Genomic DNA, 16,553 nt, shown 5'->3' with positions numbered 1-16,553 from the left:
GATTCACCCGCAAGCAAAAATAAGGCGGTGAGAGCATGAGGCTGATAAAGACAGCGCCGGCGTGGCTTGGCCGGCGGCGGCGCGGGGTCGTGGCTGTTTGCCTCGCCGTGGCCCTGTTTTTGGCCCTGGCCAGCAGCGCCCCGGCCCGCATGGTCAACCCCATCGACCTGCCGCCCGGGCCGCTGCTAGGCGTCTACACAGCCGCCTTTGTCAACCAAGAGCTGATCGACCAGGGCCGGGCCACGCCAACCACCCTGCCCTTCGAGACCGGAACGACGGTCGAGGATGTTCGCCTGGGCCAGGAAGACTATTACGTGCGGTTTTACGCCTACGACGCCAGCCGGCTCAAGGGCGGCGGCGTGGGCAGTTGGCTGATGCGCGCCAGCAGCGTGCGCGGCCTGAGCCTGCAAGAAGTGGCCGACAAGTTCGCCCTGCCCACCCTGCCCGATCATATCATCGCCGTGCGCGTGCCGGCGGGCGTGGTCATCCGCACCGGCGTGGCCGGGCCCATCGTCGGCTGGGGCGAGGGCGGCGGCCAGCAGATACTCCTGATGGAGCGCATCTCGGCCGATGACTACGTCTTTGGCCGGCCGACCAGCGGGCCGTCGCTTTATTATGGGCCGTGGGTGGGCGGCGGCAACCCCGGCGCGGTGGCCGGCTATCTGGATTCGCTGGCCACGCCGGCCAACTACTCCGACCTGGATTACGTCTTCAACCGGCTCAATTTCCTGGAGCCCGCGCCCCTGAGCCAAGCCATGCGCGCCATCGGCCCCGAAGCCCATGGGGCCATGGTCGAGCTTTCGTTGCAGGATTCGCTGCTGTTTCTCGACGGCCTGGGCCAACGCCGCCAGGAACTGCGCGCCTCCGGGCCGAGTGGCGGCGGCCGCGACCAGACCTGGGCCAGGGCCGTGGGCGCGCGCGGCGATTATCAAGACAGCGACAGGCGTGTTGGCTTTGACTACTCCCTGGCCGGGCTGGCTGCCGGCCAGGACTGGGCCCTGGGCCAACGCTGGCTGCTTGGCCTGGCCGTGGGCTTTACCAGGGCCGATTTCGACTGGTCGGCCAACGGTGGCGACGGCCACGCCGATCACCTTAACCTGGGCCTGCGGGCCGATTACGATGGCGGCGGCTATTTCGTGGAAGGGGCCGTCAGCGCCGGCCTGTGCCGGGCCGACGTGAGCCGCCGCGTGGCTTTTGAGGGCGTCGATCGCCTGGCCGATGGTTCGCCCGACGGCCAGACGGCGGCGGCGCGCCTTGGCGGCGGGCTCAACCTGGAATGCGCCGGCTGGCTGGTCCAGCCCCTGGCCGCCCTGACCTACGCCTATTCCCGCCAAGACTCTTTTGACGAGACCAACGCCGGCAGCCTCAACCTGACCCTGGACGAGCACGAGGCGAGCACCATGGTCGGCCGGCTGGAGCTGCGCGCCGGCCGGGCCTTTGCCCTGGCCGAGGGCCTTGACTTGCGGCCGGAGTTCGGCCTGGCCTGGCTGCATTTCGCGCCCCTGGACGACCGCGCCCTGCGCGCGCGCCTGGCCGGCCAGCCCGGCTGGTTCAGCGTGACCGGCGACGACGACGACCGCGATGCCTTGGCGCCCAGCCTGACGCTGCTGGCCCAGGCCGCCGGCGGCTGGTCGTTTTATGGCCGCTACGACGGCCAACTTAACAGCGCCGCCAGCCAGCACGCCCTGCAACTGGGCCTGTGTCTGTCTTTCTAGGCCGGCGGCAATGCAAAAAGCGCCGGGCGTGGAGCCTGACTCCGCGCCGGGCGTTTTTTCGCGGCGGCGCTCAGGGCAGGCGCTCGCCCTCGGCCTCGTATTCCTTGATCTTGTTTTGCAGGGTTTTGCGGGTGATGCCCAGCATCTGAGCGGCCTGGGTGCGGTTGCCGGCGGTGGCCTCCAGGGTCAGGATGATCAGGGTCTTTTCCGCCTGGCGCACGCTCAGGCCCGGCCGCAGGAGCATCTGGTCCACCGCCGGCTGGCTTTGCAGCGACGAAGGCAGGTCTTCCAGCTCGACCTGTGGCCCGCGGCTCATGATCACCGCCCGCTCCACGGCGTTGATCAGCTCGCGCACGTTGCCGGGCCAGCGATAGGCCAGCATGCGCAGCCGGGCGTTTTGGCCAAAGCCGCCCAGACGGCGCTGGTTTTGGGCCGCGAAGCGCCGCAGAAAGTGATCGGCCAAAAGCATGATGTCCTCGCCGCGTTGGCGCAGCGGGGGCATTTCGATGTTGATGACGTTCAGCCGATAGAACAAGTCCTCGCGAAATTCGCTGTCGCGCACGGCCTGTTGCAGATCGCGGTTGGTGGCGGCGATGACCCGCACGTCGCAGGTGTAGACCTTGTCCGAACCCACCGGCGAATATTCGCCGTCTTGCAGCACGCGCAGCAGCTTGGCCTGGGTCGAGGGGCTCATCTCGCCCACCTCGTCCAAAAACAGCGTGCCGCCGTCGGCGGTCTTGAAGCGGCCGTCTCGACGGGCCGTGGCCCCGGTGAACGAGCCCTTTTCGTGGCCGAAAAGCTCCGACTCCAAGAGGCTCTCGGGCAAAGCCGCGCAGTTTACGCCCACCAGCGGGCCCTTGGCGCGCTTGGAGTGCTGGTGGAGGATCTGGGCGGCCACTTCCTTGCCGGTGCCGCTTTCGCCGGTGATCAGCACCGTGGCCTGGGTCGGGGCGACCAGGGCCAGCGACTCCTTTAGGCGCAGCATCGGGTGGCTTTCGCCGATCAGGGCCGAAAAATCAAAGCGCTCGCCCAGGCGGCGGGCCTGCTCCTCCACCTGGCGGGCCAGTCTGGCCTGCTCCAGGCGGCGGCCCACCTTGATCAGCACCTCCTCCACGTCCAGAGGCTTGGTCAGGTAGTCGTCGGCCCCTTCCTTGAGCGCGGTGACGGCGTTGTCGATGCTGCCAAAGGCGGTCATCATCAGCACGGGCAGCTCGGGGCGCTGGGCCTTGACGCGCTTCAAGGCGCTGAGGCCATCCATGCGCGGCATGACCTGGTCCATCAGCACCAGCTCCACCGGCTCGGACTCCAGTTGCACCAGGGCCGCCTCGCCGTCGGCGGCGTCGATCACCCGATAGCCGGCGTCTTCCAGATGGGCACGCAGCATCAGGCGATGACCCCTCTCGTCATCGACGACGAGCACTGTCTGCTGGCGGGCGCTCACGAGGCCGCCTCCGTCGAGATGGGCAGGCGCAACGTCAGGCTGGCCCCGCCCAGATCCGAGCGGCCGGCGAAAAGCTGACCACCGTGGGCCTGGGCGATGCGCCGGGCAATGGCCAGTCCCAGGCCGCTGCCGCGCTCCTTGGTGCTGAAAAACGGGTTGAACAATTCTTCTCCGACGTCATCGGGCAGGCCTGGGCCGTCGTCGGCGGCCTCCAAAACAAGAAATTTGCCCTCGCGCCGCAGCCGCAGATCCAAGCTGCCCCGGCCATCCAGGGCCTCCAGGGCGTTGACCACCAGGTTGAGGATCAACTGGCGTATCTGATCCGGGTCGGCCTGGATCAGGGGCAGGTCGTCGGCGGCGCTGACGGTGATTCGCACGCCCTGGGCCCGTGGGTCATCGTGCATCAGGGCCAGGGTGCTTTCGGCCGATTCGGCCAAATCCATGGTGACGCGACGCGGCTCCTTGGGCCTGGCGTACTCCAACAGCCCCGAGACCACCCGCTCCAGGCGATCGACCTCCTCGACGGCCACCTTGCCGTACTCGGCCTGACGGCTGTCCTTGGGCTGATCCTTGACCAAAAACTGCACCAGGCCGCGCAACGCCGACAGGGGGTTGCGAATCTCGTGGGCCACCGAGGCGGCCAGGCGGCCCACGGCGGCCATGTGCTGGGACTGGGCCATCTCGCGGCGCAGGCGCTCCAACTCGGCCGTGCGCCGGCGGGCGAACATGACCATGGCCGCGGCCGAGCTGGCGGCGGCCAGAAAAATCAGCCCGGCCAGATAGAGGGCGTGGCGCAGATCCTGTCGCGCGATCTTGGCGAACTCCTCGGTGCTCATGCGCACCAGGGCATAGGCCTTGAGCGGCCGGCCGCCAGGGCTGTCGCCGGCGGGAAAAATCGGGGCCATGGCGGCCTCCGGCGGCGGTGGCAGTTGTTCGGGCGGGCAGTTCTGCACCAACTCCCGTTCACGTTCGCGGCCACGGCCACGCCGGCCGTGGTCGGACCGCTGATGGTCATTGGCGTCGACGGCTTCCTTGGTCGTCGGCGGCTCCCAGGGCGAGCAGGCCCACTCGGGCAAGGGCCGGCCCTGGCGGGCGAAACGCCGGAAAGGCTCGAAGGGCCGACCGACCCACAGCACGCCATGATCGAAGAGGTTGATCGGCTCGCCCTTGGCGATGAGGGCGACCATGTCCTTGGGCAGGGCCAGCACCGGGTCGCGGGGGTTTTCGCTGGCGGTGACGTACCAACCGCCCGGCCCGACCAGGGTCAGCGACAGCACGCCGGGATGGTCGATCATCTCCTCGACCAGCACTTTCATCATCACCCGCTGGCCGGTGCTGCCGTGGCGCATGCTGGCCCGCGAGGCGCTCTCCAGCGAGCGGATGATCAGCGCGCCCTGGTTGGTCAGCGAGTTGCTCATCAGCTCGCGGGCCCGACTGAGCCGGTTTTCGGTGAGCACGCTGAGCACGGCCAGCAAAATCAACAGCACCCCGCAGAACACCAGCCAGTTCCAGGGAGCGCTGTTTTTGTTGTTGGCCCCGCCGACGAGCATCATGCACCTGTTTCGTCAAGGCTCGGGGCCGGCCCGTCGAGCCGGCCCCGAGGCATGATCAGCCCTTTGACTAGCGACCGCAGAAGCCCATGCCCATGCCGCCGCCCATGCGCCCGTGACCGCCGCCCATGCCGCCCATCATGCCGCAGCCAGCGCCCATGCCGGGATACTTGCTCATGTAGGCGTTGTGCTTCTTGGCCACTTGGGCGCCCAGGTCGACCAGTTCATCGGACAGGGCCCGCACCTTGGCCGGGTCGGGATTGGCCTGGGCCTGGAGGGTGCGCAACTCGATGGCCTTGGCGGCCATTTCCTTGCGCAGGCCTTCGGTCTCGGTCAGGAACGCGGCCCGGTCCTTTTCAAAGGCGGCCTGCTGCTCGGGAGTCAACTGGGCCATGGCCATGCCGCGACCGTGACCGGGCCCCATGCCACCGCCAGGGCCGGCCCAGACAGCGGTGGTGAGCAGGGCGACCAGGGCCAGCGAGGCGAAGGCGGCGTAAGACTTCATGTACTTCATGGCTTCAACTCCTATTGTTGGGTTTGGTTAACGTTTCCTCTTGACCCACGATAAGAGCACAAGCCGTGCCAAGCGGCGATGAGATCGATCAATGCGTTTGTTTTCAGTATGTTAGCCACGATTAGCTGCTTATGATAACCCATCTTGCCCAAAACAATGCATAATTATTTCGCACCACTTTCACGGGCGCGCATATTTTTTTTGCGCCGCGCCGCTCAACGCAGCAACTCCACCGGGTGCAGCACCGCCACCTCGGCCGGCAAGCCGCGCCGCCACTGCACAAAACAGCCGCTGCAACTGGTGGCCAGCACCCTGGCTCCGCTGTCGGCCAGGGCCTGGCGGCGCGGCGCGAACACCGCCCGGCTCAGATCGGGCCGACGCAGCGAAAACAACCCGCCGCCGCCACAGCATTGGTCGTGGCCGTCCATCGCGGCAAGCTCCACGCCGGCCGCCGCCAACAACCGGCCCGGCGATGGCCCGTCGGCCAGGCCCACCGATTGGTGACAGGGCACGTGCAAGGCCGCCACGCGGCCGGGGTCGGCGGCCGAAACGCCGCCGGCCTCGGCCAGCACGCCGCTTACCTCGGCCACGCGGCCGGCCAGGGCCTGGGCTTGCTCGGCGGCGGGGCCATCGAGCAGTTCGGGCCAGGCCGAGGCGATGGCGTGGGCGCACGAGGCGCAGGCCGTCACCACCAGATCGGCCCCGGCAAAGGCTCGCATGCCGGCCTGGGCCAGGGCGCGGGCGGCCGCGGCGTGGCCAGCGCCATGGGCCATCAACCCGCAGCAGCCCTGATCGGGCGGGATGACCACCGTGAAGCGCCGGGCCAAAAGCGTCACCACCTGGCGCGCCAACTCGGGCCGCAGATAATTGGCCAGGCAGCCCACGAAAAAAGCCACCGTGGGCCGACCCTTGGGGCCATGAATGATTTTGGGCGCGTCTTGCAAAAAAAAGCGCGCCGCCGGCCGGGGCAACTTTTCCAGGCCCTCCAGCCCAGGCAGGCGCAGATTCAAGCCCGCATCGGCCGGCCACAACCAGCGCCCGGCCTTGGCCAGGGCCTCCAGGCGCGTTTTGTCAGCCAACACGTCGTCGACAAACAGCGCCTGGGCCGACAGCCGCCCGGCCAGCGGAGCCAGAACCTCCCGCGCCGCCCGCTGGGCCTGGGTGGCCGGAGTTTGGTTGGGGCATTTCTGGCTGCAACGGCCGCACAACAGGCAGACGTCCAGGGCCTTGGCCAGATCGCGCCCCGGGGAGAGCAAACCCTTGGATAGAGCGCCGATCAAGCGCAGCTTGCCCCGGGCCGAGACTTCTTCTTGCCGTGTGGCCCGATAAAGCGGGCAGACCGCCTGGCAAGCCCCGCACTGGGCGCAGGCCTGGGCCGCGGCCGCCGCCTGGGCCATGGGCCCCGGCCGGCTCACCGTTGGCCTTCCAGCGGCGGCAAGCCCTTGCCAGGGTTCAAGATTCCCGCCGGGTCAAAGACCTTTTTCACCGCGCGCATCAGCTCCAGCGCCGTGGGATCCAGTTCCACCGCCGCGCCGGCCAGTTTGGCCGTGCCCACGCCGTGCTCGCCGCTGACCGTGCCGCCCAAGGCCAAAGTCTGGGCGAAGACGTCGGTGAGGGCCTGACGGGCGGCCTGGGTCTGGGCCTGGTCGGCGGGGTCGTACATGATGTTGACGTGCAGGTTGCCGTCGCCGGCGTGACCAAAGGAGACGATATCCACGCCGCGCCGGGCGGCGACGCCTTCCAGGCGGCGGATCATCGTGGCCAGCGAGCCCAGCGGCACGACGATGTCTTCGTTTAGCTTGCCGGCGGCGATCTTGCGCAGGGCCGGGCTCATGGCCCGGCGAGCGGCCCAGATGGCCTCGGCCTCGGCCCCGCCGCTGGCTCGGCGCACGTCCTTGCCGCCGCTTTGGGTCAAGGTCGCCTCGATCCACTGGGCCTGGCGAGCCAGCACCTCGGGCGGGCCGTCCAGCTCCACCAGGATCATCGCCGCCGCCGTCGGGTCCAGGCCCAGGCCGGCGTGGGCCTCCACCGCCCGCAGACTGGCCGCGTCCATGAACTCCAGGGCCACCGGCCGCGCGCCGCCGGCCAGAATGCGCCGCACGGCCAGGGCCGCCGCCTCCACCTGGGCGTAGAGCGCGCAGAGCGTGGCCGTAGCCTCGGGCAGGGGCAAAAGCTTGAGGGTGATCTCGGTGATCACCGCCAGCGTGCCCTCGCTGCCCACCAGCAGCCGCGTCAGGTCGTAGCCGACAACGCCCTTCATCGTCGGCGAGCCCACCCGCATGATCCGGCCGTCGGCCAGCACGGCCTGCAGGGCCAGGACATAATCGCGGGTCACGCCGTATTTGACCGCGCGCAGACCGCCGGCGTTTTCGGCCACGTTGCCGCCGATGGTGCAGAAATCGGCGCTGGCCGGGTCGGGCGGATAAAAAAGCCCCTGTTGGCGGGCGGCCCGTTGCAGGTCGGCGTTGACCACGCCCGGCTGCACCACGGCCAGTTGATCGGCCTGGTCGACGCGGATGATTTTGTCCATGCCGGCCAGATCCAGCACCACGCCGCCGGCCAGGGGCGTGGCCCCGCCGGTGAGCCCGCTGCCCGCGCCGCGCGGCGTGATTTTCAGGCCAAAGGCCGTGCAGGCGGCCAGTATCCGACCGATCTGGGCCGCGTCCAGCGCCCGCACCACGGCGGCGGGCGGTTGCATCCGGCCGGTGGCGTCGGCGGCGAATATCAGCCTGCGCCCGACATCGACGCTAACGTTTGGCGGTCCGGCGGCCAGGCGCAGGGCCTCCAGGGCGGCTTCATGCATGGCGCACCTCTTTTCTCAACGTTGTTGGCCAATTATAGCAGAGGCCGCCGCCGGCTCCCACGCCGCGTGAAAAAGCCGCGCCCGCCTGGCGAGGGCGGGCGCGGCGAAGGCGGGTCGCTTTGGCCTCAGACGCCGAAGGTATAGTCCATGGGCAGTTGCGCGGCCGTGGTCCCCTGGGCCACGAAGGCCAGGTCGGTGATGGTGTAGGTGGGGTTGATCGTCTTGAAAATGGGCGTCACGGCCAGGCCGATCTCGGGCTCGCCCGCCACCAGGTAGCTCATGAGGATGGTGGCCACGCCCTCGAACTCGACATTGATGAATTTGATGGGTTTGTCGAGGGTGTTGAAGGCCCCGGAGCGCTCGCAGACCATGAAGGTGTGCACCCTGGCCGTGCGGCGAACCACGTCGGTGAGGTCGATGACGCTGTTGCGGCCCAGGCAGTCGGGGCAGTGGATGCGAAAAGGCAGATAGACCGTGCCGGGGTGTTCGCAGGCCGGGTTGTCGCAACGCGTGCCCAGGATGCGGCCCTGGCCCAGGGCCTCGAAAAAGGCCGCCTCGCCGCCGTACATGTGGATGTGGGTGATCGAACGGGGATTGGTCACGCCCATCAGCCGCCAGCCCTCATCCTCGTTGCGGATGGGCAGGCTGGGCGCGATGGTGTGGAAGTCGCCCTTCAGCTTGTATTGGCCGTTTTTGACCTTCACTTGTCCGAAAATCGCCATGACAATCCTCCGGGGCTAGGCGTCCGCCTTGAGCAGGCAGTCGGGGTCCATCAAGATAGTGGCCGTGACGTGGGAACCGACGCCGGCGTGGCTGATGGCCATGGCCCGCTTGGCGCCTTTGACCTGGAGGTCGGTCCAGTCGTCGGGCTTGACGCGGCCGAAGGCCTCCCACAGGGCCGGATCGCCGTGCAGCTCGGCCCAACGGTTCCACAGTTGCAGGGCGATCTCGAAGACCTGCATGATGCCCGTGGCCCCCACCGCGTGCATGCAGCCGATGAGCCCGCCCGAGAGGTTGGAGGGCAGCTTGCCGGGCTGGCCGGTCTTGGGGTTGGTGTGATAGCAATCGCCGCTTTCAACGTAGTCGCGGCCATAGCCGTAGGGCCGGATGCCCACGTCCTCGTAGGTCTGCACGTCGCTGATGGTAAAGGCGTCGTGCAGCTCGATGACGTCGAGATCCTCGCTGGGGTCTTGGATGCCGACCATGTTGTAGGCGTAGTAGGCGGCCATGCGCGCGGCCAAAAAGCCGGTGAAGCCGGGGTAACGTTCGCCGCCGGGGAAGCGCTGGCCCAGGTCTTTGTATTGGTCGGCGCTCTCGTTGGGCAATAGCGGTATGGCCATGTCGCGGCGGCAGGCCGGGCGCAGGGTGTGCGATCCGGCCGTGACCCAGATGCGCAGCGGCTTGTTGGCCGTGCCCTTGGTCAGCTCCAGGGCGGTTTGTTCGTCGCAGACAATGGCGCAGGCCGCGCCCACGCTCATCAGGCAGCAATCCAGCGCCCGCAGGGGATAGGCCACCACCGGCGATTGCAGCACGTCCTCGACGCTGATCTTCATCGGGGCCTGGGCAAAGGGATTGAAGCGGGCGTAGCCGTGGTGCTTGACCGAAATCTCGGCCAGCGTGCGGCGGAACGATTCCTCTTGCTTGCCGAACACCTGCCAATATTTCTGGGCCATGACCGCGTAGTAGCCGGTGTAGATGTGGCCCAGGGGCGTTTCCCAGTCCTTGTCGGCGGCGCACGAGATATAGTTGTTGCCTTCGTCGGTGGGCACCTCGTCCATGCGCTCCCAGCCCATGGCCAGCACGCAGTCGGAGTATCCCGAGGCCACGGCCTTGGCCGCCTCCCACAGGGTCGAGCCGCCAGTGGCCCCGCCGGTTTTCACGCCGACGTTGCCCAGCGGGTCCAGGCCCAGGCGGTCGTGGATCACCGCCTCGCCCAAAAGCTGGTCGCCGAAGTGATCGGCGAAATGGCCGTAATAGCAGGTGTGGATGTACTTTTTAAGTTCGGCCGGCGTCTTGTCGATGAGCCGGGCGGCCATGGCCAGGGCGTCGATGCACAATTCCTCGGTGCGTTTGTAGGGCATGGCTCGGTCGAACTTGGACTGGCCGGCCGTGACCAGATAGACCGGCCGCGACATTTTGGGGATTTTGAGCTGGCGATCACTGAACGTAATCATCTTTGGGCGCTCCTTTCGTCGGCAGACCGCGTATCCCTTTGAAGCTATTTGCTAGCTATATAGCAGCTACTTAGTAATCAGGAAATAGCACAGTCGAGTGCCGGCGTAAAGGCAAATCCGCCGCGACGACGCGGCGCGCGCAAAAAAAACGGCGGGATCGCTCCCGCCGCCGGCGCACAAGTTTTTCGGCGTTATTGGGTCGATTGCATTTTTTTCAGGTCGGGCGGATAGATCAGGCGCGGCTCGATGGAGCGGACCAGGGGCAGGCCCCAGTAGACCCAGCCGTTGACCCGGCCGCCTTGGCCGTAATGGGGCGAAAACTTTTGGGCCAGTTTTTGTTCGTCGGCGGGGATGAAGGGCTCGCCCATGACGCCGTGACGCACGGCGTGGACGTTTTTGAAGCCGGCCTCGACCAGGGCGTCGGCGGCGTCGGCGGCCTGGTCGCCGTTTTGGCAGATGACGATGAGCCGGTCGCCAGGCTTGAAAAGGCTGGTGACCACGCCGATGAAGTTGGGGTTGGGCTCGGCCGAGAGTTGATAGCCGGTGTATTCGGCCGCGCCGCCGCCGTAGGCGCCGCCCTCGACCTGGAAGTCGGTGGTCAGAAAGCGCCAGGGGATGTTGTAGGCCCGGGGCGGATGGCCCAAAAGGGTGTACATGTGCCGGGGCCGCACGTCGATCATGAAGGTGTCACGGGCGTCCTGGGACATCATCTCCCAGGCTTCGAGGGGGGTTATGGTTTTGGCTTTTTGGGCGGTGCGGGCCGCGGCGGCCAGCGGCGCGGCAAGGAGGGAAAACGCCAGCAATACGACCAAAATTTTGCGCATGTCACCCCCGTTCGGAACCATACTTGAACATCTCGGCCAGATGTTAAAGCCGGCCGCGCGGCCCTGTCAACGCCATAGCGCGGGCCAGGCGCGAATTGACCAAGGCGGCCGGTCGTGCTAGCCTTATAAAATAAGTTTATTATATTTAGCCATATTTTTCAAGGGGATGGCCACGATGAGCCTGGAATTGGACGTCACGCCGGCGTTGGAGGCCGCCCTCGGCGGCGGCGGAGAGATGGCCGAGGCCTTTTTGGAAGACAGTTCCAGCCTGATGGTGGTGATCGACAACGCCAAGGTGGAAAAAGTCCTGGGCGGACAGGACTTGGGGGTTGGCCTGCGCCTGATCAAGGATCTGCGCACCTCCTACGCCTTTGGCAACCAGTTGCGCGCCCAGGCCTTGGTGGCCCTGGCTAGCGACATCGCCGCCGAGCGCGACGCCGCGCCGGGCCGGCTCCATTCATTCGCCCCGATCGCGCCCGGCCTGGCCCCGGCCATCGTCAAACCGCCCATCGGCGTGGAGACCGCGCGCAAGGTGGAAATGGCCCGCACCGCCGAGGCCGCGGCCAGGGCCGTCGACAATCGCGTGCGCCAGGTGCGGGTGATCTACCTGGAGCGGACCCAGCGCGTGCGGGTGGTCAATTCGCTGGGCGTCGACGCCCGCGACGAACGCACCCAGGTGCTAATGGCCATCCACTGCGTGGCCGCCGAGGGGGCCGTGTTGCAGACCGGCTACGAATCCATCGGCGGGCTGTGTGGCCTGGAGCTCTTCGACGACCAGCCGCCCGAACAGGCCGCCCGCCGGGCCGCCCGCCAGGCGGTGATGATGCTCGCGGCCCAACCAGCGCCGGGCGGGTCCATGGCGGTGGTGTTGCACAGCGCCGCCGGCGGCACGATGATCCACGAGGCCGTGGGCCACGGCCTGGAGGCCGACATCGTTTTGGAAGGCATGAGCGTCTACAAGGATCAAGTGGGCCGGCAGGTGGCCAGCCCGCTGATCACCGTCATCGACGACGGCTCCCTGGCCGGCAAGCGCGGCTCCGCCGGCTTCGACGACGAAGGCGTCCCCACCGGGCGCAACGTGCTCATCGCCGGCGGCGTGCTCAAGGGCTATCTGCACGACCGGCTCTCGGCCATGAAAATGAACGCCCGGCCCACCGGCAACGGCCGGCGCGAAAATTATCGTCAACGGCCCATCCCCCGCATGACCAACACCTTCATCGCCCCCGGCCACGACGACCCCGAGGCCATCATCGCCGATACGCCCCACGGGCTTTTGGTCAAAAAAATGGGCGGCGGCCAGGTCAACACCACCAACGGCGATTTTGTCTTCGAGGTGGCCGAGGGCTATCTGATCGAAAACGGCCGCGTGGGCCGGCCCGTGCGCGGGGCCACCCTCACCGGCAACGGCCCCAAGGTGCTGATGGACATCGACCGCGTGGCCAACGACCTGGGCTTTGGCATCGGCACCTGCGGCAAGGAAGGCCAGGGTTCGCCGGTGGCCGACGCCCAGCCGACGCTGCGCATCCCCAGCATTGTCGTGGGCGGCCGGCAAGGCTAAGCGCCCCGCCAAAGCCCAGATGGGCGCGCCGCCACCCCGAGCGGCGCGTCGAAAAGGCTACTATCTACTTCTTTTTTTTCGGGGCATATAATTCAAGCCAACCTGTATCCTTCGCCGCCGCCAAAGCGATTGTAAGGCAACGACCCGCTCAGCGGGCCATAACACGTTGCCATCAATCGTATTTTGCGAAGGCGAACCATGAGCGAAAGCGTTCTACGACAGACGCCGGCCAGCATCCCCCAGCGGGAGCCGGTCTGCGACATCATCATGCCAGTGCGCGACAATCTGGAACTGACCTGCGACTGCCTGGAGCTTCTGCGCAAAAACACCGCCAGCCCTTTCCGGCTGATCATCATCGACGATGGTTCGGGCCAGATCACCGCCCGCTGGCTGGGCAATCAGGTCAAAAGGCCCGGCGCGCCCATGGTGTTGATCCGCCACGAAACCAGCCAGGGTTGGACCAGAAGCACCAACGACGGCTTGGCCGCCGGGTTGGCCCAGCGATGGGCGGGTCAGTTGGAGCGCTCCAGCTTCGCCAGCGGCTATTGTCTGTTGCTGCGCCGCCGGCTCTACCAGGCCCTGGGGCCCCTGGACGAAAGCTATCCCTACGGCTTGTGGGCCGACATCGATTATTGCCGCCGCGCCCAGGATCTGGGCTATTTCAGCGCCGTGGCCCGCGACGCCCTGGTGGCTCATCTGCAAAACCGCACTTTCAAGATAGTCGACGCCCAGTGGCGAGCCACCGCTTTGGAAGGAGAGCGCATGTTCATCGAGCGCTGGGGCTATCGCCTTGGTTTCGTGTGGTTGCCCCAAGAACGCCTCGGCGCGCCCAACCCCCAGGCCGCCCGGCAAATGGCCAGGCTTTACAATCTGGCCGACCGTGGATGCGTGTTTTATGTCTTGCCCAAGGCCGGCGAAAGGGCCGAGGAGGTTTTGTCCGCCCACGGCCTTTGCCCCCACGGCAACGTGTTTTGGGAAGACGGCCTGGCCTCGCTGATTCCGCGCCCCTTGCGCGCGCGGCCGCGCCTGGCCTACCTGGCCGGCAAGGGCCGGGCGCGCGTCTTGCATCGGGGAGACCTGGCCCGACTCGACGCCTCGTGCCTGCCCTTGACGCAACTGCCGCCCCAGGCCATCGGCAAGACCATCCGCGCCAAATGACGGCGGCCGCCGCTCAAAGCCCCAGTTCGGCGCGCAGCCACTGGCGCAAGGCTTCGTCCAGGGGCAGTTGGCCCCGAGGATATTGCTGGCCGTCGCCGGCGGCCAGGCAGGCGGCCACCAGCGTCTCGGGGGCCGGGGCCACGGCGATTTCCTGGCTGTCGACCATGGTTCGTCGCACCAGGATCACCTGGCCCCGGCCTTGCCAGGTCGAGACGTAAAAATAATAAACGTCCTCCAGGCCGCGATGTTTCCAGGCGTCGATGGATTTGATCTGATAGGCCTCGAAGGCCTGGGCCGGGGTCATCTCCCAGTCGATGAGGCCGATGATCTGGGGGCTGTTTTTCAGTTCTTGCCAGGAAAGCAACGCTGGCCCGCCCTTCCCCGCCGCCGGCGTCTCGGTCTGGGGCGTTGCGCGGCGGTGGATTTTGTTATAAGACTCTGATCCATGACCGAGCATACCCTGATATTGGGCGGAGCATCCAGCGGCAAAAGCGCCTACGCCGAACGCCTGGCCCTGGCCCTGTGCCCCCGACCGGCCTACATCGCCACGGCCCAGGCCTGGGACGACGAGATGCGCCAGCGCGTGGCCAAGCACATCCAACGTCGCGGCCCGGCCTGGACCACCATCGAGGAGCCCCTGGCCCTGGAGGACGCCCTGCGCGCCGCCGCGCGAAACCACCGGCTGGTTCTGGTCGATTGCCTGAGCCTGTGGCTGACCAACCTCATGCTGCAAACCCCGGCCGGCGACGCCCAGCTCATCGAGCGCTTCGACGCCCTGGCCGGCCTGCTGGGCGAGCTTGGCGGCCAGGTCTTGTTCGTCTCCAACGAAGTGGGCCTGGGCATCGTGCCCGAAAACGCCCTTGCCCGCCGGTTCAGGGATCTGGCCGGCGCGCTGCATCAAACCATGGCCGCCAGTTGCCCCCGCGTCTTGTTCGTCGCCGCCGGCCTGGCCCTGGCCCTGAAAGGCCGGCCCGCCGGCTCGACCCCGGAGGATCTTTCCCGTGGATAGACTCGAAAACATCATCAACCGCGTCAAATTGCCCGACTACGCCATCGGCCAGGAGGCCCAACGCCGCCTGGATAGCCTGACCAAACCCCAGGGCTCGTTGGGCCGTCTGGAAGATATCGCCAAACAGCTCTGCATCATTCGCGGCGGCGCGGCCAAGCTGGCCCAGCCCAAGCCGGCCGCGGCGGTATTCGCCGCCGATCACGGCGTGGCCGCCGGCGGGGTCAGCGCCTATCCCCAGGAAGTGACCCAGCAGATGATTTACAACTTCCTGGCCGGCGGCGCGGGCATCAACGTGCTCTGCCGCCAGGCCGGGGCCGACGTCTGGGTCATCGACGTGGGCGTGGCCGGCGACATGAGCCAGGCCCAGGGGCTGATCCAGGCCAAGGTGGCCCACGGCACCGCCGACATGACCAAGGGCCCGGTCATGACCATGAACCAGGCCCTGGACGCCATCGTCGTCGGGGCCCAGACCGCCCAGCGCCTGATCGAAAAAGGCTACGACCTGCTGATCCCCGGCGAGATGGGCATCGGCAACACCACGCCGTGCTCGGCCATCACCGCCGTGATCTGCGGCCTGCGGCCCGAGCAGGTCATGGGCCGGGGCACGGGCGTCGACGACGCGGGGCTTTCGCGCAAGCTGGCCGCGCTGAAAACCGCCCTGGACGTCAACAAGCCCGACCCGGCCAACCCCTTGGAAGTGCTGTGCAAGGTGGGCGGCCTGGAGATTGCGGCCATGTGCGGCTACATTTTGGAGGCGGCGGCCCGGGGCGTGCCGGTGATGCTCGACGGCTTCATCAGCACCACCGCGGCCCTGGTGGCCGGCGGCCTGTGCCCCACGGCCATTGATTATTGCTTCTCGGGCCACGGCTCGGTGGAGATCGGCCACCGCGCCCAACTGGAAAAGCTGGGCCTGCGGCCGATCCTGACGCTGGAGATGCGCTTGGGCGAAGGCACCGGCGCGGCCGTGGCCATGAACGTGCTGCGCGCGGCCGTGGCCATCTATTCCGAAATGGCCACCTTTGCCGAGGCCGGCGTCACCGGCCATTAGGAACGGGTCGATGAAGGCCTTTTTGCTGGCCCTGCAATTTTTGACCGTGGCCATGCCCAGCCGCGACCTGGCCGCCGACGCCGATGATTTCGCGCGCAGCCGAGCCTGGTACGGCGTGGTCGGCGGCTTGCTGGGCCTGGCCCTGGCCGGCGCGGCTCTGCTGCTGCGGGCCATGGGCCTGCCGGCGCTGGCCGTGGCCGGGCTGCTGGTGGCCTTGTGGGGCCTGCTGACGCGGTTGTTGCACCTTGACGGCGTGGCCGACACCGCCGACGCCCTGGGCACCACCGCCGATCGTGGACGCGCCCTGGAGATCATGAAGGACACCCACGCCGGCTCGTTCGCCGTGGCGGCGGTTTCGGGCGTGCTCTTGCTGAAATTCGCCGCGCTGGCCTCGCTGGAAGGGGCCGCGTTGCCCGGGGCGCTGGTGGCCGCACCGGCCCTGGCCAGAGTCGCGCCGGTGTTCATCAGCGGAATGCTGCCGCCGGCCCGGGGCGACAAGGGCCTGGGCGCGGCGGTGGCCGGCGGCCCCGGCCTGGGCCGCGAGTTCGCCTGCGGGGCCTCGGCCCTGGCCATCGCCCTGATCGCGGCCGGGCCGGCCGGCGCGCTGGCGGCGCTGGCCGTGCTGGCGGCCGGCTGGGGCCTGGGCCTGTGGTATCGGCGGCGTTTGGGCGGCTATACCGGCGACACGCTTGGCGCCTCGGTGGAGCTATGCGAGCTGTCGGCGCTGCTGGCCGTGGGCGTTTTCTGAAAGACCTTGTC

Annotated in this window: 15 protein-coding genes; 6 read left to right on the top strand and 9 right to left on the bottom strand. The window is 67.7% G+C overall.

Annotated elements, in window-relative coordinates; all coding sequences use genetic code 11:
* Nucleotides 1–89 precede the first annotated feature (89 nt).
* Nucleotides 90–1,715, top strand: coding sequence for an autotransporter outer membrane beta-barrel domain-containing protein (locus DEBA_RS07720; RefSeq protein WP_187288608.1), 1,626 nt, complete (start codon nt 90–92; stop codon nt 1,713–1,715).
* A 70-nt stretch (nt 1,716–1,785) separates the two neighbouring features.
* Here the strand turns inward: DEBA_RS07720 and DEBA_RS07715 are convergent, their stop codons facing one another.
* The 8 genes from DEBA_RS07715 to DEBA_RS07680 all read right to left on the bottom strand — a co-directional run bounded on the left by DEBA_RS07715 (nt 1,786) and on the right by DEBA_RS07680 (nt 11,021).
* Entirely contained in the window at nt 1,786–3,156 is a 1,371-nt protein-coding gene (locus tag DEBA_RS07715; RefSeq protein WP_013258361.1) for a sigma-54-dependent transcriptional regulator, read from the bottom strand.
* Nucleotides 3,153–4,709, bottom strand: a complete 1,557-nt coding sequence (locus tag DEBA_RS16970) for a two-component system sensor histidine kinase NtrB (protein ID WP_050762277.1) — start codon at nt 4,707–4,709, stop codon at nt 3,153–3,155. Before DEBA_RS16970 ends, DEBA_RS07715 begins: the two co-directional genes overlap by 4 nt.
* Before the next feature lie 67 nt (nt 4,710–4,776).
* A complete protein-coding gene (locus DEBA_RS07705) occupies nt 4,777–5,220 on the bottom strand; it encodes a Spy/CpxP family protein refolding chaperone (protein ID WP_013258359.1) in 444 nt (147 codons plus the stop codon).
* Between the two features lie 215 nt (nt 5,221–5,435).
* Nucleotides 5,436–6,635 carry a (Fe-S)-binding protein gene (locus DEBA_RS07700; RefSeq protein ID WP_043814022.1) on the bottom strand — a complete coding sequence of 400 codons (1,200 nt, stop codon included), beginning with the start codon at nt 6,633–6,635 and terminating at the stop codon, nt 5,436–5,438.
* The gene (locus DEBA_RS07695) at nt 6,632–8,023 is read right to left on the bottom strand and encodes an FAD-binding oxidoreductase (protein ID WP_013258357.1); all 1,392 of its coding nucleotides are present in this window, start codon (nt 8,021–8,023) and stop codon (nt 6,632–6,634) included. Before DEBA_RS07695 ends, DEBA_RS07700 begins: the two co-directional genes overlap by 4 nt.
* A gap of 125 nt (nt 8,024–8,148) precedes the next feature.
* On the bottom strand, nt 8,149–8,745 hold the full coding sequence (locus DEBA_RS07690; RefSeq protein WP_013258356.1) for a Zn-ribbon domain-containing OB-fold protein: 597 nt from the start codon (nt 8,743–8,745) through the stop codon (nt 8,149–8,151).
* 15 nt (nt 8,746–8,760) lie between these two features.
* Nucleotides 8,761–10,197: a thiolase domain-containing protein gene (locus tag DEBA_RS07685; RefSeq protein ID WP_013258355.1), complete on the bottom strand. Its 1,437-nt coding sequence runs from the start codon at nt 10,195–10,197 to the stop codon at nt 8,761–8,763.
* Nucleotides 10,198–10,388: 191 nt separating this feature from the next.
* The gene (locus tag DEBA_RS07680) at nt 10,389–11,021 is read right to left on the bottom strand and encodes a rhodanese-like domain-containing protein (protein WP_013258354.1); all 633 of its coding nucleotides are present in this window, start codon (nt 11,019–11,021) and stop codon (nt 10,389–10,391) included.
* A 175-nt stretch (nt 11,022–11,196) separates the two neighbouring features.
* Here DEBA_RS07680 and DEBA_RS07675 point away from each other — a divergent pair, with 175 nt between their 5' ends.
* Entirely contained in the window at nt 11,197–12,579 is a 1,383-nt protein-coding gene (locus tag DEBA_RS07675; protein WP_013258353.1) for a TldD/PmbA family protein, read from the top strand.
* Between the two features lie 198 nt (nt 12,580–12,777).
* The gene (locus tag DEBA_RS07670) at nt 12,778–13,737 is read left to right on the top strand and encodes a glycosyltransferase family 2 protein (protein ID WP_013258352.1); all 960 of its coding nucleotides are present in this window, start codon (nt 12,778–12,780) and stop codon (nt 13,735–13,737) included.
* 13 nt (nt 13,738–13,750) lie between these two features.
* On the opposite strand, the gene DEBA_RS07665 is transcribed toward DEBA_RS07670, so the two are convergent.
* Nucleotides 13,751–14,101 (bottom strand): DVU0772 family protein, encoded by a 351-nt coding sequence (locus tag DEBA_RS07665; RefSeq protein WP_013258351.1) that lies wholly within the window; start codon nt 14,099–14,101, stop codon nt 13,751–13,753.
* 81 nt (nt 14,102–14,182) lie between these two features.
* Between DEBA_RS07665 and cobU the strand changes: the two genes are divergently transcribed.
* The 3 genes from cobU to DEBA_RS07650 are packed head-to-tail and all read left to right on the top strand — an operon-like array spanning nt 14,183 to nt 16,542.
* Entirely contained in the window at nt 14,183–14,746 is a 564-nt protein-coding gene (gene cobU / locus DEBA_RS07660) for a bifunctional adenosylcobinamide kinase/adenosylcobinamide-phosphate guanylyltransferase (protein WP_013258350.1), read from the top strand.
* Nucleotides 14,739–15,794, top strand: coding sequence for a nicotinate-nucleotide--dimethylbenzimidazole phosphoribosyltransferase (cobT, locus tag DEBA_RS07655; protein ID WP_013258349.1), 1,056 nt, complete (start codon nt 14,739–14,741; stop codon nt 15,792–15,794). The genes cobU and cobT overlap by 8 nt, the downstream gene beginning before the upstream one ends.
* Before the next feature lie 10 nt (nt 15,795–15,804).
* Nucleotides 15,805–16,542, top strand: coding sequence for an adenosylcobinamide-GDP ribazoletransferase (locus DEBA_RS07650; RefSeq protein ID WP_013258348.1), 738 nt, complete (start codon nt 15,805–15,807; stop codon nt 16,540–16,542).
* Nucleotides 16,543–16,553 lie beyond the last annotated feature (11 nt).

It is taken from the genome of Desulfarculus baarsii DSM 2075 (assembly GCF_000143965.1).
Lineage (GTDB): Bacteria > Desulfobacterota > Desulfarculia > Desulfarculales > Desulfarculaceae > Desulfarculus > Desulfarculus baarsii.
The sequence above is the reverse complement of the archived record's forward strand: the minus strand, read 5'-3'. Positions and strand labels throughout refer to the sequence as shown.